Origin of the sequence: Hungatella hominis (genome assembly GCF_014288005.1) — a bacterium.
Taxonomy (GTDB): Bacteria; Bacillota; Clostridia; order Lachnospirales; family Lachnospiraceae; genus Hungatella; species Hungatella effluvii.
This window is the reverse complement of the sequence record NZ_JACOPB010000002.1, coordinates 379247-398226: the sequence shown is the minus strand read 5'-3', so window position 1 is coordinate 398226 and position 18980 is coordinate 379247. Positions and strand designations below refer to the sequence as shown.

Here is an 18980-nt window from a genome sequence, read left to right as displayed (position 1 = left end):
ACAAAGGCTCATGTATAAGTGCTTTTAGCAAGAAAGGAGAGTTACAACATGGGAATCAAAAAGTATAACCCATATACCCCTTCCAGAAGACATATGACTGGTTCTGATTTCAGCGAGATTACAAAGACAACTCCAGAGAAGTCCTTAATCAGCGCTACAATGAACAAGCAGGCTGGTCGTAACAATCAGGGTAAGATCACTGTTAGACATCGCGGCGGCGGTGCTAAGAGAAAATATAGAATCATCGATTTCAAGAGAAACTCCAAAGATGGTATTCCGGCAACAGTCATCGGCATCGAGTACGATCCGAACAGAACTGCTAACATCGCTTTAATCTGCTACGCAGATGGTACAAAGTCTTATATCCTCGCACCGGCTGGTTTGACAGACGGTATGAAGATCATGAGCGGCGAGAATGCAGAGGCAAGAATTGGTAACTGTTTACCATTAGGCCAGATCCCGGTTGGTACACAGGTACACAACATCGAACTTTATCCGGGCAAGGGCGGTCAGCTGGTTCGTTCCGCTGGAAACTCTGCTCAGTTAATGGCTAAAGAAGGCAAATATGCAACCTTAAGATTACCTTCAGGCGAGATGAGAATGGTTCCGATCAACTGCAGAGCTACAATCGGCGTTGTAGGCAACGGAGATCACTCCCTTATCAACATTGGTAAAGCTGGTAGAAAGCGCCATATGGGCTTCAGACCTACTGTACGTGGTTCCGTCATGAACCCGAACGACCATCCACACGGTGGTGGTGAAGGAAAGACCGGTATTGGCCGTCCAGGTCCGTGTACACCATGGGGCAAACCTGCTCTTGGTTTAAAGACCAGAAAGAAAAACAAGCAGTCTAACAAGTTAATCGTTAGAAGAAGAGATGGAAAGACCATTAAATAATTGAAGGAGGTTAGAACCTATGGCTCGCTCACTGAAAAAAGGACCATTCGCGGATGCGTCTTTACTGAAAAAAATTGATGCTATGAACACAGCAGGACAGCATCAGGTAATTAAGACCTGGTCCCGTCGTTCTACCATCTTCCCACAGATGGTTGGACACACAATTGCAGTTCATGATGGAAGAAAGCACGTTCCGGTATATGTTACAGAAGATATGGTTGGACATAAACTCGGTGAATTCGTTGCAACCAGAACCTACAGAGGTCATGGAAAAGACGAGAAGAAATCCGGACGTAAGTAATAGATTGATTAGTTGAAAGGAGGCTTCACCAATGGCTAAGGGACATAGAACCCAAATTAAGAGAGAAAGAAATGCTCAGAAGGACACAAGACCGTCAGCAAAGTTATCTTATGCCAGAGTTTCTGTTCAGAAGGCATGCTTCGTATTAGACGCCATCAGAGGCAAAGATGCACAGGCAGCACTTGGTATTGTAACTTACAATCCCAGATATGCTTCTACTTTAATAGAAAAGTTATTAAAATCAGCGATTGCGAATGCTGAGAATAACAACGGTATGGATCCGTCCAAACTTTACGTAGAAGAATGCTACGCAAACAAAGGACCGACAATGAAGAGAGTAAAACCGAGGGCACAGGGCCGCGCTTATAGAATCGAGAAGAGAATGAGCCACATCACCATCGTGCTTAATGAAAGATAAGGAGGCAAATAATGGGACAGAAAGTTAATCCACACGGCTTAAGAGTCGGTGTTATTAAAGACTGGGATTCCAAGTGGTATGCAGAAGCTGACTTTGCAGACAATTTAGTAGAAGACTACAAGATCAGAACATACCTGAAGAAGAGATTATACAGTGCCGGCGTATCTGATATCGAGATTGAAAGAGCGTCTGACCGTGTTAAAATTATTATCCACACTGCAAAACCGGGTGTCGTTATCGGTAAGGGTGGTTCTGAAATTGAGAAGTTAAAAGCAGAAGTTCAGAAGATGACAGATAAGAAATTATTTGTTGACATCAAAGAAGTTAAGAGACCTGACAAAGACGCTCAGTTAGTAGCTGAATCCATCGCACAGCAGTTAGAGAACCGTGTTTCCTTCCGTCGTGCTATGAAGTCCACCATGGGCCGTTCCATGAAGGCTGGCGTTAAGGGTATCAAGACTGCAGTTGCAGGACGTCTTGGCGGCGCTGATATGGCTCGTACAGAGTTCTACAGCGAGGGAACCATTCCGTTACAGACATTAAGAGCAGATATTGACTATGGTTTCGCTGAAGCAGATACCACCTACGGCAAAGTTGGCGTTAAGGTATGGATCTACAAAGGCGAGATACTTCCAACTAAAGGAAATAGGGAAGGGAGCGATAAATAATGTTAATGCCTAAGAGAGTTAAACGTCGTAAACAGTTCCGTGGTTCCATGGCTGGTAAGGCTTTAAGAGGCAATACAATCAGCAATGGTGAATACGGTTTAGTCGCTTTAGAGCCATGTTGGATCAAATCGAACCAGATTGAGGCAGCCCGTGTTGCCATGACCCGTTACATCAAGCGTGGTGGTAAAGTCTGGATCAAGATTTTCCCGGATAAACCTGTAACAGCAAAGCCAGCAGAAACCCGTATGGGTTCCGGTAAGGGCGCTCTGGAATACTGGGTAGCAGTAGTTAAGCCAGGCCGTGTATTATTTGAAATCGCTGGAGTACCTGAAGAAACAGCTCGTGAAGCTTTACGTCTTGCTATGCACAAGTTACCATGCAGATGTAAGATTGCTGCTAAAGCGGATTTAGAAGGCGGTGATAACAGTGAAAATTAATAAATATGTAGAAGAATTAAAGGCAAAATCAGTCACAGAACTGAACGAAGAATTAGTAGCTGCGAAGAAGGAACTCTTCAACTTAAGATTCCAGAACGCAACGAATCAGCTGGATAACACCAGCAGAATCAAAGAAGTTCGTAAGAACATTGCCAGAATCCAGACTGTTATGACAGAAAAGGCTAAACTGGCTTAAGCAGATATTTTTCATCTCAGTATGACACACACGACCGTGTGTAACATTGAAAGGAGTAACGTAGCGTGGAAAGAAATTTAAGAAAAACCCGTACGGGCAAGGTAGTCAGCAATAAGATGGATAAGACTATTGTTGTGGCTATCGTAGACCATGTAAAACATCCTTTATACGGCAAGATCGTAAAGAGAACGTATAAATTAAAAGCTCATGACGAAAACAACGAATGCAACATGGGCGATACAGTAAAAGTAATGGAAACAAGACCGCTGTCCAAGGACAAGAGATGGAGACTTGTTGAGATTATCGAGAAAGCGAAATAAATTATTTCCAGGAAGGAGTAACAGGCATGATTCAGCAGGAGACCAGGTTAAAGGTTGCCGACAATACCGGTGCGAAAGAATTACTGTGTATCCGTGTTATGGGCGGCTCTACAAGAAGATATGCTAATATTGGTGATATTATCGTCGCTACCGTTAAGGATGCAACACCAGGCGGTGTTGTAAAGAAAGGTGACGTAGTAAAGGCCGTTGTTGTGCGTACTGTAAAAGGTGCCCGCCGCAAAGACGGTTCTTATATCAGGTTCGATGAGAACGCTGCAGTAATAATCAAAGATGACAAGACTCCGAGAGGAACTCGTATCTTTGGACCGGTTGCAAGAGAATTAAGAGAGAAACAGTTCATGAAGATTGTTTCTTTAGCTCCAGAAGTATTATAGGGAGGTGTCGACTGTGCATAAAATTAAGAGAGATGACCTGGTAAAGGTTATCGCAGGAAAAGATAGAGATAAACAGGGCAAAGTTCTTCATGTAGATACAAAGAACAACAAAGTTCTGGTGGAAGGCTGCAACATGATTACAAAGCATGTAAAGCCAGGCCCAGGAAGCCCACAGGGTGGTATTGTTCAGAAAGAAGCTGCGCTTGATATCTCCAACGTAATGCTTGTTGTAGACGGAAAAGCAACCAGAGTCGGCTTCGAAGTAAAAGACGGCAAAAAAGTCCGTGTTGCCAAAACAACCGGAAAAGCGATTGACTAATTCGGAGAGGAGGAATAAAAATTGGCTAGATTAAAAGAAACATATCAGAGCGAAATCGTAGAAGCTATGATTAAAAAATTCGGTTATAAGAATATCATGGAAGTGCCGAAGTTAGATAAGATCGTCATCAACATGGGTGTTGGCGAAGCAAAGGAAAATGCCAAGGTTTTAGACTCTGCAGTCAGAGACTTAGAAATCATCTCCGGACAGAAGGCAGTTTTAACTAAGGCAAAGAAATCTATTGCTAACTTCAAGCTCAGAGAAGGCATGCCAATCGGCTGTAAGGTTACATTACGCGGTGAGAGAATGTATGAGTTTGCTGATCGTCTGATCAACCTTGCATTACCTCGTGTACGTGACTTCAGGGGTGTTAATCCTAACGCTTTTGACGGCAGAGGAAACTATGCCCTTGGTATCAAGGAACAGCTTATTTTCCCTGAAATTGAGTACGATAAAGTTGACAAGGTAAGAGGTATGGACATTATTTTCGTTACTACCGCTAAGACCGATGAAGAAGCCCGTGAACTTTTGACATTATTCAATATGCCATTTGCAAAATAACAGGAGGAATATTCCATGGCAAAGACTTCAATGAAGATTAAACAGCAGAGACCTGCAAAATTCTCTACCAGAGAATACAACCGTTGCAGAATCTGTGGACGTCCACATGCTTATTTAAGAAAATACGGTATCTGCAGAATCTGCTTCCGTGAATTAGCATACAAGGGTCAGATCCCAGGCGTTAAGAAAGCAAGCTGGTAAAATAAGGAAGGAGGCAATTCAAAATGACAATGAGCGATCCAATCGCAGATATGCTTACAAGAATTCGTAATGCAAATACTGCCAAACACGATACAGTAGATGTACCTTCATCCAAGATGAAATTAGCTATTGCTGATATCCTTGTAAAAGAGGGCTACATTAAGAAATATGATCTCGTAGAAGACGGTGCATTCCAGACAATCAGAATCACCTTAAAATACGGCAAAGACAAGAACGAAAAAATCATCACAGGTATCAAGAGAATCTCCAAGCCTGGTTTACGTGTATACGCAAACAAGGAAGAGTTACCGAAGGTTCTGGGTGGTTTAGGAACAGCTATCATCTCCACCAACCAGGGCGTTGTAACCGACAAGGAAGCACGCGAACTCGGCGTAGGCGGAGAAGTGCTGGCATTTGTTTGGTAATTTAAGAACTACTGAAAACAGAAGAGGCGCAGACGCTTTTTCCGAAAATTTAAGGAGGTACACGGCATGTCACGTATAGGAAGAATGCCTATCGCGATTCCGGCAGGCGTTACTGTCACAATCGCAGAAAATAATAAAGTGACTGTAAAAGGTCCAAAGGGAACTCTGGAAAGAGTATTACCGGCTGAGATGTCCATCAAAGAAGAAGATGGCCAGATCATCGTTACAAGACCCAGTGATTTAAAGAAGATGAAATCTTTACACGGTCTGACAAGAACACTGATCAACAACATGATCGTTGGCGTAACCGCTGGTTACGAGAAGAAACTGGAAATCAATGGTGTAGGTTACAGAGCTCAGAAGCAGGGTAAGAAGCTTGTTCTTTCCCTCGGTTATTCTCATCCGGTTGAGATGGAAGATCCGGAAGGTCTGGAATCCACAATGGAAGGCCAGAACGTCATCATTGTAAAAGGTATCGATAAAGAAAAAGTAGGCCAGTACGCTGCTGAAATCAGAGACAAGAGAAGACCTGAGCCGTATAAGGGCAAAGGTATCAAATATGCTGATGAAGTTATCAGACGTAAAGTTGGTAAGACTGGTAAGAAATAATTTAAGGAGAGTGTAAAAATGGTTAGCAAACAGTCAAGAAGCGAAGTTCGCGTGAAGAAGCACACCAGATTACGTAATCGTTTTGCAGGCACTGCAGAAAGACCGCGTTTAGCTGTGTTCAGAAGTAATAATCATATGTATGCTCAAATTATTGACGATACAGTTGGTAAAACTTTAGTCTCAGCTTCTACAGTTGATAAGGAAGTAAAGGCTGAATTAGAGAAAACTAACAACGTTGATGCTGCAGCATATGTAGGTACAGTAGTTGCCAAGAGGGCTCTCGAAAAGGGAATCAAGGAAGTTGTATTTGACAGAGGCGGCTTCATATATCAGGGCAAGATTCAGGCATTAGCAGACGCAGCCAGAGAAGCTGGTCTGGAATTCTAGTAGAGAGGAGAATAGGGCGTTGAAACATACAATTATTGATGCAAGTCAGTTAGAATTAAACGACAAAGTAGTTGCTATCAAGCGAGTATCGAAAACCGTAAAAGGCGGACGTACTATGAGATTCTCTGCTTTAGTAGTCGTAGGCGATGGCAATGGCCACGTAGGTGCGGGCCTTGGCAAAGCAGGCGAAGTTCCGGAAGCAATCCGTAAGGGTAAAGAGGCTGCAGTTAAGAATATGGTAACTGTACCGATTGACGAGAACAACAGTATTCCTCATGATTTAATCGGAAAATTCGGAAGCGCAGCTGTACTTCTTAAGAGAGCTCCGGAAGGTACCGGTATCATCGCAGGCGGTCCTGCCCGTGCAGTAGTGGAGCTTGCGGGAATTAAGAATATCCGTACAAAATCTTTAGGATCCAACAACAAGACAAACGTAGTTTTGGCTACAATCGAAGGATTGACTCAGATAAAGACTCCTGAGGAAGTTGCAAAGCTTCGCGGCAAATCTGTAGAAGAGATTTTAGGCTAAGGAGGATAAGAAGATGGCAGATAAATTAAAAATCACATTGGTGAAATCCCCGATCGGCGCAGTTCCGAAGCAGAAAGCAACCGTTGAAGCTTTAGGTTTAAAGAAGCTTCATAAGACAGTTGAGATGCCGGATAACGGTGCTGTAAGAGGCATGATCCAGAACGTTAGACATTTAGTAAAAGTTGAAGAAATTTAAGGAAAACAGTAAGGAGGTGCAAACGATGGAATTATCAAATTTACAGCCTGCATTAGGATCCAAACACAGCGATAGCTTCAGAAGAGGCCGTGGCCATGGTTCAGGAAACGGTAAGACTGCAGGTAAGGGCCATAAAGGACAGAAAGCTCGTTCTGGTGCTCCGAGACCAGGGTTTGAAGGCGGTCAGATGCCTTTATACAGACGTATTCCTAAGAGAGGCTTCACAAACAGAAATACCAAGACTATCATTGGAATCAATGTTAGTGCTTTAGAGCAGTTCGAAAACGATACTGTTGTTACAGTTGAGACTCTGTTGGAGAGCGGCATTGTTAAGAATCCGCGCGATGGTGTTAAGATCCTTGGAAACGGAGAATTAACCAAAAAGCTTACAGTAAAGGTAGATGCTTTCAGCGAAGGCGCTAAGACCAAAATCGAGGCTTTAGGTGGAACCTGCGAGGTGAACTAATATGTTAAAAACGCTCCGTAATGCATTCAAGATCAAGGACATCAGAAAGAAACTTCTGTATACGTTCGCGATGCTGGTGGTTATTAGAATTGGCTCACAGCTGCCGATTCCTGGAGTAGAAACAGCATTTTTCAAAGATTTTTTCGCTCAGCAGAATAACGATGCGTTCGGATTTTTTAACGCCATGACAGGTAGCTCCTTTACCAATATGTCCGTGTTCGCGCTGAGTATTACCCCGTACATCACTTCTTCCATTATCATGCAGCTTCTGACCATTGCGATTCCGAAGCTGGAAGAGATGCAGAGAGATGGTGAAGACGGGAGAAAAAAGATAGCAGAATACACCCGTTACGTAACAGTTGCTCTGGCTTTAATTGAATCCATTGCTATGGCAGTCGGATTTGGCGGCCAGGGACTGTTAAGCGAGTTCAACGCAATCAGCGTCATTATCGCCGTAGTCACTATGACTGCAGGTAGTGCGCTTCTGATGTGGATTGGTGAGCGTATCACTGAGAATGGTGTGGGAAATGGTATCTCCATCGTCCTGTTATTTAACATCATTTCCAGTTTGCCCTCTGACGCATCTACACTTTATACCAGATTCATGTCTGGCAAGTCGGTTGCAGTGTCGGCGGTAGCTGCCATCATCATCGTGGCCATCGTGATTGCAATTGTGGTATTTGTCGTTGTCCTTCAGGATGGCGAGAGAAGAATTCCAGTCCAGTATTCCAAAAAGATGCAGGGACGTAAGATGGTTGGCGGCCAGTCCTCCAACATCCCGTTAAAAGTAAATACAGCCGGTGTTATCCCGGTTATCTTTGCTTCCTCCATCATGTCATTCCCGGTAGTTATCGCCCAGTTCTTCGGCAGCCGGATTAACTATGACAGCATTGGCGGACATATCCTTCTGATGCTGAATTCTTCTAACTGGTTCAAGCCGGAGCGTCCGGTCTACTCGATCGGTATGGTGGTTTATATCGCCCTGATCATCGTGTTTGCTTACTTCTACACATCGATTACCTTTAATCCGTTGGAAGTAGCGAACAACATGAAAAAATCAGGCGGCTTTATCCCGGGTATCCGCCCAGGCAAGCCAACCAGCGATTACCTCAATTCCATTTTGAACTATGTAGTATTTATCGGTGCATGTGGTCTGACGGTTATATGTATCATCCCGATTATGGTATCCGGCCTCTTCAATGTAAGCCGCCTGTCATTTGGTGGTACATCCTTAATCATTATTGTCAGCGTTGTCTTAGAGACACTGAAGGCAATAGAATCTCAGATGCTTGTACGTTATTATAAGGGATTTTTGAATGACTAAAGGGCAAATCCAAGAGGAACACATTATGGCGTGTTTCTCTTGGTCTTTGTGCTATATGAACATATTGCAGGGAGGGACTGCTGATGAAGATTATCATGTTAGGTGCCCCAGGTGCCGGTAAAGGTACCCAGGCAAAGAAGATTGCTGAGAAGTATCAGATTCCACACATTTCCACAGGCGATATTTTCCGTTTCAACATCAAAGAGGGAACCGAGCTTGGAATGAAGGCGAAGGCATTTATGGATCAGGGCGGCTTAGTACCGGATGAGCTGACGATCGGCATGCTGATGGACCGCATCCAGAAGGAAGACTGTCAGAATGGTTACGTATTAGACGGTTTCCCAAGGACGATTCCGCAGGCGGAGAGCCTTACGAGCGCTCTTAATGAGAGAGGACAGAAGATCGATTACGCCGTAAATGTGGATGTTCCGGACGAGAATATCGTGAATCGTATGTCAGGACGCCGCGCCTGCTTAAGCTGCGGTGCTACATATCATATTGTCTATAAACCCAGCAAAGTGGAAGGCATCTGTGATGTCTGCGGTGATAAGCTTGTCTTAAGAGATGACGATAAGCCGGAAACCGTTAAGAAGCGTCTGTCCGTGTATCATGATCAGACACAGCCTCTGATTGACTATTATAAGGAAGCCGGCGTACTGGCAAATGTTGACGGAACACAGGATATGGAAAAAGTGTTCTCCGATATTGTCGCTGTTCTGGGAGCGTAATGTATGTCAGTTACGATTAAATCTGCAAGAGAAATAGAACTTATGAGAGAGGCCGGGAAAATCCTCGCGAAGACCCACGAGGAGCTGGCGAAAGCCTTAAAGCCCGGTATGACAACCTGGGATATCGACCATTTGGGAGAAGAGATCATCAGAAGCTACGGCTGCATCCCTTCCTTTAAAAATTACAACGGCTATCCGGCTTCTATCTGTGTATCGGTGAACGACGAAGTGGTTCACGGAATTCCCAGCAGGAAGCATTTCATAGAGGAAGGCGACATTGTGAGCCTGGATGCCGGCGTGATCTACAAGGGATACCATTCTGATGCGGCGAGGACGTACGGGATCGGTGAAATCTCCCCCGAAGCAGGCAGACTCATCGAAGTGACAAAACAAAGTTTCTTTGAAGGGATTAAATTTGCAAAAGCTGGCAATCATCTGAATGATATATCTTCTGCGATCCAGGCCTATGCGGAAAGCTTTGGCTTTGGCGTGGTACGGGATCTGGTAGGACATGGAATCGGAAGTCATCTCCATGAAGACCCGGAGGTGCCCAATTTCGCCGGAAGGCGGCGCGGCCTAAAACTGAGGCCAGGCATGACACTCGCCATTGAACCGATGATTAATGCGGGAACGCCGGAAGTGGTATGGCTCGATGATGACTGGACGGTTGTAACAGAGGACGGAGCGTTATCAGCCCACTATGAGAATACGGTCCTGATTACAGAAGGCGAACCGGAGCTTCTAAGCCTGGTTTCGGAAGCCCATTAGGGAATTTGAGTGAGGACAGTATGGAGATCACGACAGGAACGATTGTAAAAAGCCTGGCCGGACACGATAAAGAAGAGGTTTTCTTCATATTAAGAGAAGAAGGCGAATATGTTTATCTGGTGGACGGAAAATACCGGACGCTCGACAAGCCGAAGAAGAAAAACAGAAAGCATGTGGAGACCGTTTCCTGTGAAATGGACGGTCCGGGTAAAAAGATCAGGGAAAACCAGAGAGTCACCGATGAAGAGATCGCTCGTTTCATCAAATGTATCAAAAGATTAAAGTAGTGAGTAAAGACACAGGTTGTCAGGAGGTAAGATTTTATGTCGAAAGCAGATGTTATTGAAATTGAAGGAACCGTTGTTGAAAAGCTTCCGAACGCCATGTTCCAGGTAGAACTGGAGAACGGCCATCAGGTGCTTGCGCACATCAGCGGAAAACTTCGTATGAACTATATCCGTATTTTACCGGGTGATAAGGTAACCATTGAGTTATCCCCTTACGATTTGTCCAAGGGAAGAATTATCTGGAGAGATAAATAAAAGTAAAAACAAGGAAAAAGTGCTTGCATTCGTATATGGAAAGTGTTATAATGCTATAGCGACTTTGTTGAAATACCGGGTGTATTATGCCCAAACGGCAGCACTGGTTGGTTTTATATAAAACACATTGCGGGTATACCTGGATGTCCTCATTTTGGGGACGCATAACGGAAAGGAGAATTGCTGTGAAGGTTAGATCATCAGTCAAACCGATTTGCGAAAAATGCAAAATCATTAAGAGAAAAGGCAGTATCAGAGTAATCTGTGAAAATCCTAAGCATAAGCAGAGACAAGGTTAAAAATTATTAATGGAGGTGTACTACACAAATGGCTCGTATTTCAGGTGTTGATTTACCAAGAGAAAAACGTGTTGAGATCGGCTTAACTTATGTCTACGGTATCGGTAGAACAAGTGCAAACCGCATTCTTAAAGAAGCTGGCGTTAATCCTGACACTCGTGTTAAGGACTTAACCGATGACGAAGTAAAGAGAATATCAGTTGTAATTGCTGACAGTCAGACCGTTGAAGGTGATTTACGTAGAGAAATCGCTATGAACATCAAGAGACTTCAGGAAATTGGCTGCTATCGTGGAATTCGTCACAGAAAGAGCCTGCCGGTTCGTGGTCAGAAGACAAAGACCAATGCAAGAACTCGCAAGGGCCCGAGAAAGACCGTAGCAAACAAGAAGAAATAAGCATTAAACTTAATGAAACTAAAACAGTGAATCACGTTACATGTTTTAAAAACAGGAATAACAGGATTCAAGAAATGAAGAAAGTAGGTTAGTTTAAAATGGCTAAAAAAGTGTCCACTACTAAAAAAGTGACAAAAAAGCGCGTAAAGAAAAACGTTGAACGCGGACAAGCACATATCCAGTCATCTTTTAATAACACAATCGTGACATTAACAGATACTCAGGGTAATGCCTTATCTTGGGCAAGTGCTGGTGGTCTGGGATTTAGAGGTTCAAGAAAATCTACTCCATATGCAGCTCAGATGGCGGCAGAAACTGCTACTAAAGCAGCTCTTGTACATGGTTTAAAATCAGTAGACGTTATGGTAAAGGGTCCTGGTTCAGGCCGTGAAGCAGCTATTCGTGCACTTCAGGCATGCGGTTTAGAAGTAACCAGTATCAAGGATGTTACTCCGGTTCCACATAACGGATGTCGTCCGCCAAAACGTAGAAGAGTCTAATTAGGAGGTAATTACAGTGGCAGTAGATAGAGTTCCTGTTCTTAAAAGATGTAGATCCCTTGGTCTTGATCCAATCTATTTAGGAATAGATAAAAAATCCAACAGAGAATTAAAAAGAGCTAACAGAAAGATGAGTGAGTACGGCCTTCAGTTAAGAGAAAAGCAGAAAGCCAAATTCATCTACGGCGTTCTTGAGAAACCGTTCCGTAACTACTATGCAAAGGCTGAAAAGATGAATGGTATGGTCGGTGAAAACCTGATGATCCTTCTGGAAAGAAGACTTGACAACGTAGTGTTCCGTATGGGCTTTGGAAGAACAAGAAGAGAGACCAGACAGATGGTTGACCATAAGAGCATCTTAGTAAACGGCAAGTGTGTAAACATTCCGTCTTACTTAGTTAAAGCTGGCGACGTAATCGAAGTAAAAGAGAAATGCAAAGGAAACGCCAGATTTAAAGATGTAGTAGAGACCACAGCAGGACGTTTAACTCCGGCCTGGGTTGATGTTGACCATGAGAATTTACGTGGTACTGTTAAAGAGTTACCAACAAGAGATGAGATTGATGTTCCAGTGAATGAAATGCTTATCGTCGAGTTGTACTCCAAATAATTGAAAGTCTGTTAAAGAGAAACAACAACTTTCGCCCGGAGTATGGGAAACTGTACTCCGGGCAAGGATTTGAGTATAAGACCCTCGATACAAATTACCCAAAAGGAGGGGCTATTAGTGTTCGATTTTGAAAAACCAAACATTGAGATTGCTGAAATCTCTGAGGACAAGAAATATGGCAAGTTTGTAGTTGAACCGCTTGAAAGAGGTTACGGTACGACTTTAGGCAATTCCTTGAGAAGAATCATGCTTTCTTCTTTACCGGGAGCCGCAGTCAGTCAGGTAAAAATCGACGGCGTTTTGCATGAATTCAGTTCTATCCCAGGCGTTAAAGAGGATGTAACTGAGATCATTATGAACATCAAAAGCTTAGCAATCAAAAATAACAGCGACACCAATGAAGCAAAGGTTGCATACATCGAGTTTGAAGGCGAAGGTGTGGTAACGGCTGCTGACATTCAGGCGGACCCGGATATTGAAATCATGAATCCGGACCAGGTGATCGCGACACTCAGCGGCGGCACAGACAGTAAGTTCTACATGGAGCTGACTATCACAAAGGGCCGCGGCTATGTAAGCGCAGACAAAAACAAGAGTGAAGATTTACCGATTGGCGTGATTGCCGTTGATTCCATCTATACACCAGTAGAGCGCGTCAACATGACGGTACAGAACACCCGAGTAGGTCAGGTTACCGATTTCGATAAGCTGACATTAGATGTATTTACAAACGGAACACTGGCACCAGACGAGGCGGTAAGCCTTGCTGCGAAGGTGTTAAGTGAACATTTAAATCTGTTCATCGACTTATCCGAGAATGCCAAGACTGCAGAAGTCATGGTAGAGAAAGAGGATAATGAGAAAGAGAAGGTTCTGGAGATGAATATCGACGAACTGGAACTTTCCGTACGTTCATACAACTGTTTAAAGAGAGCCGGAATCAATACAGTAGAAGAGCTGTGCAACAGAACTTCTGAGGATATGATGAAGGTTCGTAACTTAGGCCGCAAGTCTTTAGAAGAAGTGCTGGCAAAGTTAAAGGAGTTAGGCTTACAGCTTAACCCGAGTGATGACGCGAACAGCTAATTGCTCGTTACAGGAATTTATGGAGATTAAGCGCAGGATGCAGTAAGACCGAAGAAGCATGCGCCGGCGTTCCACAAATGGAGGGAAATAAGACATGGCAGGATATAGAAAGCTGGGAAGAACTTCCAGCCAGAGAAAAGCACTGATCAGAAGCCAGGTAACAGCATTATTACACAATGGCAAGATCGTTACAACAGAAGCGAGAGCAAAAGAAATCCGTAAAGTAGCAGAAGGACTGATTGCTCTGGCCGTAAAAGAGAAAGACAATTTCGAAACCGTTAAAGTAACCGCTAAGGTTGCCCGCAAGGACAAAGACGGCAAGAGAGTCAAAGAAGTGGTGAACGGCAAGAAAGTTACCGTATACGACGAAGTAGAAAAAGAAATCAAGAAGGATCTTCCTTCCAGACTTCACGCAAGAAGACAGATGTTAAAGGTACTGTACGATGTAACAGAAGTACCGCAGGCAGCTGCTGGAAAGAAGAAAAATACAAAGAGCGTAGATCTTCCAAAGAAATTATTTGAGGAAATCGCACCGAAGTATGTATCCCGAAATGGTGGATATACAAGAATCGTAAAGATTGGCCAGCGTAAAGGCGATGCAGCGATGGAAGTGGTGTTAGAGCTTGTCTAAGCACTGAGCAGTGTCAAAAAAAGTCAGGAGAAAATTTTCGTTGTGCTAGCACATAAGAAAATTTTCTCCTGGCTTTTTTTGTAGGGCGAACGCCCCACACCGAACTGGAGCGCAGCGGAAGTGAGGTGTGCACTGCGGGGTACCGACCGAGAACGACTAACGAATCCCCAACGATGCGCAAGCGAGTCGTCCCCTCCCCCCATCCTCGTCCCCCACATTTTTCTCCCCCCAACATATTCCCCCATCCTCCCAAATGTGTTATGATACAGAAGAACGACAAAGAGCAATTGAAAAAAGAAAGAGGGCGGTTACAATGATAAAATACTACGAAGGCGACATATTCAACTCCAGTGCGGACATCATCTGCCACCAGGTAAACTGCCAGGGTGCGTTTGGTCGTGGAATGGCGGGCCAGGTAAAGAAGTTATTTCCGGAGGTAGAAAAGTCCTATAAAATTCTGACAAAGCAGTGGACAGAAGAAGCGCGAGGCAAGACATCGGCGCTGCTGGGCCGGGTATCGGCCCAGCCGGTAGAGAAAGACGGCCGCTGGTTCCTGATTGCGAACCTCTACGGCCAGGACGACTATGGAAAAGGCGGAGTCTACACTGATTACGAGGCTTTAGAAAAAGCCATGGAAGAGATCCGCGAGTTTCTGACGGTACGCGGCAGAAACGAGACAGCCGCATTCCCGCAGGGAATCGGCTGCGGCTTTGCAGGCGGCGACTGGCAGATTGTAGAATCCATCATCAAGCGGGTATTTGAAGATTACCCAGGAGAAGTACAGATCTGGAAATACGACGGAAAATAAAAATACGGAAAACAAAAGTATCGATACATACTCCCCATAAACCACCATATACCACCGTATACCAGCCCCAGAAGGCGTTACCGCCCCGCAGGCATAACTTTATGCCTGCCCCGCATTCTCCCCGTCATACGGCCCGCTACAGCCGTTAAAACGCCTCTTCTGCCCGGCCCCTGGTAAAAAATAACTCCCCTGTTCCCCACATCACCAACCGGGGAAATCTACAGCATCAGAAAGGATATTGGATGAAAAATAAATTTGTGATCGTGGATGGTTCTTCCATGCTGTCCACCTGTTACTACGCCGTGCTTCCGCGGGAAATCATGTTCGCCAAAACCGAAGAGGAAAAGCAGAAGCATTACGGAAAGATCCTGCACGCCGCGGACGGAACATATACCAATGCGATCTTCGGCATGCTGAAGACCGTTGCGTCTCTCATCAGGAAACAGGAACCCGGATATATCGCCTTTGTGTTTGACAAGACGAGGGACACATTCCGGCGGGAACTGTACGCGGAATATAAGGGGACGAGGGGGGCGACTCCCGAGCCTTTGAAGCAGCAGTTTGTCCTGATTGAGTCAATCCTTCAGGAAGCCGGATTCAAGGTGCTCTACAGCGACGATTACGAGGCTGATGATTACGCGGGATCCCTGGTTATGAAGTTCCGCAGCCAGCTTCCTGTGGTGGTCATGACGAAGGATCACGATTACCTGCAGCTGGTCAATGACGAATACAACGTCAGGGCCTGGATGGTACAGGCGAAGCAGGAGAAGGCAGACGAACTGTACGAAAAATACTACGGCCCATACGGCCTGACGAAAAAAGACGTGAACCTTCCGGAGAAGACGTTTGAGTTTACCTCGGAGCATGTGTTTGCCGAGGAAGGCGTGTGGCCAGAGCAGATCACCGATTTAAAAGGAATTCAGGGTGACACCTCGGATAATATTCCGGGAGTAAAAGGCGTGAGCAGCGCGGTGCCGCCTCTCCTGGCTGAGTATGGTACCGTGGAGGCGATGTATGAGGCGATCCACGACGCAGAGACGGACAAAAAGCAGCTGAAGGAGCTCCAGGATTTTTGGAAGGAGAAGCTGGGGATATCCAGAACTCCCTACAAAGCGCTGACGAAGACAGGAGAGGACGGCGAACTGTGCGGGGAAGCCGCGGCCCTGCTGTCGAAGCGTCTGGCTACCATTAAGACGGATATTCCGCTGGATCTGGAACTCGCTGATTTTTCCGTGGAACAGTATAAGGAGAAGGTTCTGCGCAAATGGTGTAAGAAACTGGATATCAAGGAGACCTCTGTATTTGGCTGAGCCATCTCAGCTCCGGCAAGAATTTCTGGTAAAAATTGCCATTCTTGCAAATTAATTACTCAATTTTTCCCAAACGCAAGAATAAAGAAAGAATATCGTAAGTTGACGGTGAATTACCCCAGGGGCTATAATAATAGTAGAAAAAGGAAAATGAGGATTGATTATAAAGAGTGGGAGGTATTTTTATGAAACGGTTTGGGAAACTATTGGCTTTGACCGCAATTGTGAGTGTGTTGGGCGTGAGTATACCATTTCAGTCATTTGCCGCGTCGAAGACGATATCATCGGTAACGATCTATGCGGGGCTTGAGGAATTGGAATCCGGAGAGAATCTTCCGGAGGAGACGGCCTTTGAACTTAAGGAAAATTCCAAGGGCAACTATGTATATACCAACAACAGCAGATACGAGGTCAGCGGCGTAGAGTGGATTACCTCTGGGTCGAAAGAGATGACCATCGGATATGAGCCCAAGATGAAAGTGGAACTGCATGCCACCGATTCTGACGAGTATGCGTTTAAAGGCGGCTATCAGTCCAGCAACGTGACTGTGAAGGGCGGAACCTATGTGTCAGCCAGCCGTTCCGGCAGCGATACTTTGTACGTGACATTCAAGTTCAAACCGATCAAGGGTACGTACAGCTCCCCGGATGATGCCTACTGGAAGGATTCCGGCTACGGCGGCGCCCGCTGGAGTAAGGTTGACAACGCATCTGACGCCTATGATGTCTATTTATACCGCGGAAGTACGGTTGTGAAGAAGGTTGAGGGGCTTAAGGCTACGTCCTATAACTTCTATCCTTACATGACGAAGGCCGGCACGTATTCATTTAAGGTACGCACGGTTCCATATACCGAAAGTGAGAAGAAGTACGGAAAGAAGAGCGACTGGACGGAATCCGATGAGGTTTATCTGCCGGAGGAGAAGGTATCTGACGGCTCAGGACAGGAAAGCGGAACGCCTGGAACCACCGGTCAGGTTGGATGGATCAAGGACGGCAATAACTGGTATTTCAAGTATCCGGACGGAACTTACCAGAAGAACAATTGGGCTAAGATTAATGAGAAATGGTATTTATTTGATTCAAATGGTGCAATGCTCACCGGATGGCAGCAGAGAAATAATTTATGGTACTATATGAACGACCAGGGCGCCATGGTAACCGGCTGGGTCGTATCGAACAACAAGTGGTATTATTTAAATCCTTCCACGACTACAGGTGTAGAAGGCGCGATGCTTACAGGCTGGATCGCCTACAACAATAAGTGGTACTGCACAGACGCTTCCGGCGCGATGCTTGAGGGGTGGCGTCAGGTTGACGGCAGCTGGTACTACTTCTATCCAGGTGAAGGCTCCAAGGCCGTGAATACCACCATCGATGGTTTCCCGGTTGACGGCAACGGCGTGTGGCATAAGTAAATTCATCAGGAAAGGAAGATGACACGAATGCGAGGTATAAAGGGAAAGGGCAGATGGCTGATACTTCTGGGAGCGGTGCTGACGCTCGGTACCGCCATGACGTCCATGGCGGCGAAAAGTGTTAAGATTCGATTTGATAACGACGTAAGAAGTGAATGGACGGAAGATATCAAGGTACCGAAGGTTACCGTTAATTATGACGAAATATCACCAGAGTGGAGCAAGGATCCTGAGAAATGGGTTCCTGGAAAGAAGGTGACTGCTACCTTCACAATCTCCGGGGACTATGTGAAGAGCAACTGCAGCGTGTACGGCGGCGAACTGGTCTCCGCCAAGGCTTTGGACGGCGAGACGACCATCAAGGCCACCTATGTACCGGTTGCACAGCTGGGAGCACCGGAATCTGCCGGATGGAGCGATGCCGCGAAGACGAAGGCTTCCTGGAAAAAGGTTGCTCACGCTTCGAAGTATCAGCTTCGCCTTTACCGGGAAGATCAGTGGGTCAAGACGCTGACAACCGGTTCCACCTCCATCGATTTACTGGAGTATTTACAGGATGGCTACAGCTATTACTATGAGGTAAGAGCCATTGCGAAGGACAGTTCCGAGGAGAAGTATCTAAAAGACGGTGAATTTACCGTTTCCAACGATTCCGTGGTTCAGGAGCTGGGAGACACATCGGGCCGGTGGTCCAACACGCAGACCGGCAAACGGTACCGTGATGAGAACGGAAATTATGCAGCGAACTGCTGGAAGATGATAAGCGGCAAGTGGTACTATTTTAATCAGGACAGCTACGCGCTGACCGGATGGCAGAATCTGAGCGGCAAATGGTATTATATGAATGATAATGCAGAGATGGTGACCGGATGGCAGCAGATCGGCGGCAAATGGTACTATTTTAATACGGATGGCGACATGGCCACTGGCTGGATTCAGGCAGAGCCTGGGAAATGGTATTACCTGTATGAAGATGGCAGCATGGCAGCGGACACAGTGGTCGACGGTACGTACCGGGTAGATGCGTCCGGACAGTGGGTGCCGTAAGGGATTCGTAATTCAGGAAAGACATGGTGAAAGGTGCCATGTCTTTCTTTTTTCCTGTCTGACGGAGAAGAATCGGGCTGATTATGAAATCCGGCTTGACTGTTAAGCAAATTTCATCTAAAATTATGTGACATATAAAGACAGTATTAGACGTGACATTGTCCGCGTTAATCGCAGAAAGGTAAGC

General features: G+C 45.4%; 32 protein-coding genes. All 32 read left to right on the top strand.

The features are described 5' to 3' along the window. The first annotated feature begins 48 nt into the window (after positions 1-48). Positions 49-897, top strand: a complete 849-nt coding sequence (gene rplB, locus H8S75_RS06135; protein ID WP_055653530.1) for a 50S ribosomal protein L2 — start codon at positions 49-51, stop codon at positions 895-897. A gap of 19 nt (positions 898-916) precedes the next feature. Continuing rightward, positions 917-1198: a 30S ribosomal protein S19 gene (rpsS, locus tag H8S75_RS06130; RefSeq protein WP_002604700.1), complete on the top strand. Its 282-nt coding sequence runs from the start codon at positions 917-919 to the stop codon at positions 1196-1198. Positions 1199-1229: 31 nt separating this feature from the next. Next, positions 1230-1616, top strand: coding sequence for a 50S ribosomal protein L22 (gene rplV, locus H8S75_RS06125; RefSeq protein ID WP_002604699.1), 387 nt, complete (start codon positions 1230-1232; stop codon positions 1614-1616). Positions 1617-1627: 11 nt separating this feature from the next. Continuing rightward, the gene (rpsC, locus tag H8S75_RS06120; RefSeq protein ID WP_055653532.1) at positions 1628-2284 is read left to right on the top strand and encodes a 30S ribosomal protein S3; all 657 of its coding nucleotides are present in this window, start codon (positions 1628-1630) and stop codon (positions 2282-2284) included. Further along, positions 2284-2721 (top strand): 50S ribosomal protein L16, encoded by a 438-nt coding sequence (gene rplP / locus H8S75_RS06115; protein WP_006771874.1) that lies wholly within the window; start codon positions 2284-2286, stop codon positions 2719-2721. The genes rpsC and rplP overlap by 1 nt, the downstream gene beginning before the upstream one ends. Then, entirely contained in the window at positions 2711-2917 is a 207-nt protein-coding gene (gene rpmC / locus H8S75_RS06110; protein ID WP_006771873.1) for a 50S ribosomal protein L29, read from the top strand. The genes rplP and rpmC overlap by 11 nt, the downstream gene beginning before the upstream one ends. A 65-nt stretch (positions 2918-2982) precedes the next feature. Next, complete coding sequence (gene rpsQ / locus H8S75_RS06105; RefSeq protein WP_002604695.1) at positions 2983-3237, top strand: 30S ribosomal protein S17; 255 nt, start codon at positions 2983-2985, stop codon at positions 3235-3237. A 26-nt stretch (positions 3238-3263) separates the two neighbouring features. After that, entirely contained in the window at positions 3264-3632 is a 369-nt protein-coding gene (gene rplN, locus H8S75_RS06100; RefSeq protein WP_002604694.1) for a 50S ribosomal protein L14, read from the top strand. Positions 3633-3645: 13 nt separating this feature from the next. Beyond that, a complete protein-coding gene (gene rplX / locus H8S75_RS06095; RefSeq protein ID WP_187020068.1) occupies positions 3646-3951 on the top strand; it encodes a 50S ribosomal protein L24 in 306 nt (101 codons plus the stop codon). 21 nt (positions 3952-3972) lie between these two features. Beyond that, entirely contained in the window at positions 3973-4512 is a 540-nt protein-coding gene (gene rplE, locus H8S75_RS06090) for a 50S ribosomal protein L5 (protein WP_002604692.1), read from the top strand. A 15-nt stretch (positions 4513-4527) separates the two neighbouring features. Then, complete coding sequence (locus tag H8S75_RS06085; protein ID WP_002566501.1) at positions 4528-4713, top strand: type Z 30S ribosomal protein S14; 186 nt, start codon at positions 4528-4530, stop codon at positions 4711-4713. A gap of 23 nt (positions 4714-4736) precedes the next feature. Then, on the top strand, positions 4737-5138 hold the full coding sequence (rpsH, locus tag H8S75_RS06080; RefSeq protein WP_022031107.1) for a 30S ribosomal protein S8: 402 nt from the start codon (positions 4737-4739) through the stop codon (positions 5136-5138). 66 nt (positions 5139-5204) lie between these two features. Continuing rightward, a complete protein-coding gene (gene rplF, locus H8S75_RS06075) occupies positions 5205-5747 on the top strand; it encodes a 50S ribosomal protein L6 (protein ID WP_002604689.1) in 543 nt (180 codons plus the stop codon). 18 nt (positions 5748-5765) lie between these two features. Continuing rightward, positions 5766-6134, top strand: a complete 369-nt coding sequence (gene rplR / locus H8S75_RS06070; protein ID WP_055653533.1) for a 50S ribosomal protein L18 — start codon at positions 5766-5768, stop codon at positions 6132-6134. Between the two features lie 19 nt (positions 6135-6153). Continuing rightward, complete coding sequence (gene rpsE, locus H8S75_RS06065; RefSeq protein ID WP_055653535.1) at positions 6154-6663, top strand: 30S ribosomal protein S5; 510 nt, start codon at positions 6154-6156, stop codon at positions 6661-6663. 13 nt (positions 6664-6676) lie between these two features. After that, the gene (gene rpmD, locus H8S75_RS06060) at positions 6677-6859 is read left to right on the top strand and encodes a 50S ribosomal protein L30 (protein WP_002604686.1); all 183 of its coding nucleotides are present in this window, start codon (positions 6677-6679) and stop codon (positions 6857-6859) included. A gap of 25 nt (positions 6860-6884) precedes the next feature. After that, positions 6885-7325, top strand: a complete 441-nt coding sequence (rplO, locus tag H8S75_RS06055; protein ID WP_002604685.1) for a 50S ribosomal protein L15 — start codon at positions 6885-6887, stop codon at positions 7323-7325. A 1-nt stretch (position 7326) separates the two neighbouring features. Then, positions 7327-8649 carry a preprotein translocase subunit SecY gene (gene secY / locus H8S75_RS06050; RefSeq protein ID WP_110321953.1) on the top strand — a complete coding sequence of 441 codons (1323 nt, stop codon included), beginning with the start codon at positions 7327-7329 and terminating at the stop codon, positions 8647-8649. An 83-nt stretch (positions 8650-8732) separates the two neighbouring features. Then, a complete protein-coding gene (locus tag H8S75_RS06045; RefSeq protein WP_002604683.1) occupies positions 8733-9377 on the top strand; it encodes an adenylate kinase in 645 nt (214 codons plus the stop codon). A gap of 3 nt (positions 9378-9380) precedes the next feature. Next, positions 9381-10145 (top strand): type I methionyl aminopeptidase, encoded by a 765-nt coding sequence (map, locus tag H8S75_RS06040; protein WP_002604682.1) that lies wholly within the window; start codon positions 9381-9383, stop codon positions 10143-10145. Between the two features lie 20 nt (positions 10146-10165). Continuing rightward, positions 10166-10432 (top strand): KOW domain-containing RNA-binding protein, encoded by a 267-nt coding sequence (locus tag H8S75_RS06035; RefSeq protein ID WP_025530788.1) that lies wholly within the window; start codon positions 10166-10168, stop codon positions 10430-10432. 36 nt (positions 10433-10468) lie between these two features. Then, positions 10469-10687, top strand: a complete 219-nt coding sequence (gene infA / locus H8S75_RS06030; protein ID WP_002604680.1) for a translation initiation factor IF-1 — start codon at positions 10469-10471, stop codon at positions 10685-10687. Between the two features lie 185 nt (positions 10688-10872). Further along, on the top strand, positions 10873-10986 hold the full coding sequence (gene rpmJ / locus H8S75_RS06025) for a 50S ribosomal protein L36 (RefSeq protein ID WP_003497809.1): 114 nt from the start codon (positions 10873-10875) through the stop codon (positions 10984-10986). A 28-nt stretch (positions 10987-11014) separates the two neighbouring features. Continuing rightward, complete coding sequence (gene rpsM, locus H8S75_RS06020; RefSeq protein ID WP_002604679.1) at positions 11015-11383, top strand: 30S ribosomal protein S13; 369 nt, start codon at positions 11015-11017, stop codon at positions 11381-11383. A 98-nt stretch (positions 11384-11481) separates the two neighbouring features. Then, positions 11482-11883: a 30S ribosomal protein S11 gene (gene rpsK / locus H8S75_RS06015; protein WP_006771855.1), complete on the top strand. Its 402-nt coding sequence runs from the start codon at positions 11482-11484 to the stop codon at positions 11881-11883. A 16-nt stretch (positions 11884-11899) separates the two neighbouring features. Beyond that, the gene (rpsD, locus tag H8S75_RS06010; protein ID WP_055653543.1) at positions 11900-12493 is read left to right on the top strand and encodes a 30S ribosomal protein S4; all 594 of its coding nucleotides are present in this window, start codon (positions 11900-11902) and stop codon (positions 12491-12493) included. Positions 12494-12610: 117 nt separating this feature from the next. Continuing rightward, positions 12611-13579, top strand: coding sequence for a DNA-directed RNA polymerase subunit alpha (locus H8S75_RS06005; protein ID WP_002604677.1), 969 nt, complete (start codon positions 12611-12613; stop codon positions 13577-13579). A gap of 94 nt (positions 13580-13673) precedes the next feature. Beyond that, complete coding sequence (locus H8S75_RS06000) at positions 13674-14210, top strand: bL17 family ribosomal protein (protein ID WP_002604676.1); 537 nt, start codon at positions 13674-13676, stop codon at positions 14208-14210. A gap of 313 nt (positions 14211-14523) precedes the next feature. Next, complete coding sequence (locus H8S75_RS05995; protein WP_117622350.1) at positions 14524-15018, top strand: macro domain-containing protein; 495 nt, start codon at positions 14524-14526, stop codon at positions 15016-15018. A gap of 242 nt (positions 15019-15260) precedes the next feature. Next, positions 15261-16328, top strand: a complete 1068-nt coding sequence (locus H8S75_RS05990; RefSeq protein WP_187020066.1) for a 5'-3' exonuclease — start codon at positions 15261-15263, stop codon at positions 16326-16328. Between the two features lie 185 nt (positions 16329-16513). After that, complete coding sequence (locus H8S75_RS05985; protein WP_187020064.1) at positions 16514-17746, top strand: N-acetylmuramoyl-L-alanine amidase family protein; 1233 nt, start codon at positions 16514-16516, stop codon at positions 17744-17746. Positions 17747-17764: 18 nt separating this feature from the next. Further along, positions 17765-18793, top strand: coding sequence for an N-acetylmuramoyl-L-alanine amidase family protein (locus tag H8S75_RS05980; RefSeq protein WP_243270188.1), 1029 nt, complete (start codon positions 17765-17767; stop codon positions 18791-18793). The last annotated feature ends 187 nt before the right edge of the window (positions 18794-18980 follow it).

Excerpts from the sequence above, each read along its gene's own strand:
- rpsM (WP_002604679.1), top strand. The coding sequence starts at position 11,015 with ATGGCTCGTATTTCAGGTGTTGATTTACCAAGAGAAAAACGTGTTGAG.
- H8S75_RS06035 (WP_025530788.1), top strand. The coding sequence starts at position 10,166 with ATGGAGATCACGACAGGAACGATTGTAAAAAGCCTGGCCGGACACGAT.
- rplF (WP_002604689.1), top strand. The coding sequence starts at position 5,205 with ATGTCACGTATAGGAAGAATGCCTATCGCGATTCCGGCAGGCGTTACT.
- H8S75_RS05980 (WP_243270188.1), top strand. The coding sequence starts at position 17,765 with ATGACACGAATGCGAGGTATAAAGGGAAAGGGCAGATGGCTGATACTT.
- infA (WP_002604680.1), top strand. The coding sequence starts at position 10,469 with ATGTCGAAAGCAGATGTTATTGAAATTGAAGGAACCGTTGTTGAAAAG.
- H8S75_RS05990 (WP_187020066.1), top strand. The coding sequence starts at position 15,261 with ATGAAAAATAAATTTGTGATCGTGGATGGTTCTTCCATGCTGTCCACC.
- rpsS (WP_002604700.1), top strand. The coding sequence starts at position 917 with ATGGCTCGCTCACTGAAAAAAGGACCATTCGCGGATGCGTCTTTACTG.
- H8S75_RS06000 (WP_002604676.1), top strand. The coding sequence starts at position 13,674 with ATGGCAGGATATAGAAAGCTGGGAAGAACTTCCAGCCAGAGAAAAGCA.
- rplP (WP_006771874.1), top strand. The coding sequence starts at position 2,284 with ATGTTAATGCCTAAGAGAGTTAAACGTCGTAAACAGTTCCGTGGTTCC.
- rplR (WP_055653533.1), top strand. The coding sequence starts at position 5,766 with ATGGTTAGCAAACAGTCAAGAAGCGAAGTTCGCGTGAAGAAGCACACC.
- rpsK (WP_006771855.1), top strand. The coding sequence starts at position 11,482 with ATGGCTAAAAAAGTGTCCACTACTAAAAAAGTGACAAAAAAGCGCGTA.
- map (WP_002604682.1), top strand. The coding sequence starts at position 9,381 with ATGTCAGTTACGATTAAATCTGCAAGAGAAATAGAACTTATGAGAGAG.
- H8S75_RS05995 (WP_117622350.1), top strand. The coding sequence starts at position 14,524 with ATGATAAAATACTACGAAGGCGACATATTCAACTCCAGTGCGGACATC.
- rpmD (WP_002604686.1), top strand. The coding sequence starts at position 6,677 with ATGGCAGATAAATTAAAAATCACATTGGTGAAATCCCCGATCGGCGCA.
- H8S75_RS06085 (WP_002566501.1), top strand. The coding sequence starts at position 4,528 with ATGGCAAAGACTTCAATGAAGATTAAACAGCAGAGACCTGCAAAATTC.
- rplB (WP_055653530.1), top strand. The coding sequence starts at position 49 with ATGGGAATCAAAAAGTATAACCCATATACCCCTTCCAGAAGACATATG.
- rpsH (WP_022031107.1), top strand. The coding sequence starts at position 4,737 with ATGACAATGAGCGATCCAATCGCAGATATGCTTACAAGAATTCGTAAT.
- secY (WP_110321953.1), top strand. The coding sequence starts at position 7,327 with ATGTTAAAAACGCTCCGTAATGCATTCAAGATCAAGGACATCAGAAAG.
- H8S75_RS05985 (WP_187020064.1), top strand. The coding sequence starts at position 16,514 with ATGAAACGGTTTGGGAAACTATTGGCTTTGACCGCAATTGTGAGTGTG.
- rplN (WP_002604694.1), top strand. The coding sequence starts at position 3,264 with ATGATTCAGCAGGAGACCAGGTTAAAGGTTGCCGACAATACCGGTGCG.
- rplO (WP_002604685.1), top strand. The coding sequence starts at position 6,885 with ATGGAATTATCAAATTTACAGCCTGCATTAGGATCCAAACACAGCGAT.
- rpsC (WP_055653532.1), top strand. The coding sequence starts at position 1,628 with ATGGGACAGAAAGTTAATCCACACGGCTTAAGAGTCGGTGTTATTAAA.
- H8S75_RS06045 (WP_002604683.1), top strand. The coding sequence starts at position 8,733 with ATGAAGATTATCATGTTAGGTGCCCCAGGTGCCGGTAAAGGTACCCAG.
- rplV (WP_002604699.1), top strand. The coding sequence starts at position 1,230 with ATGGCTAAGGGACATAGAACCCAAATTAAGAGAGAAAGAAATGCTCAG.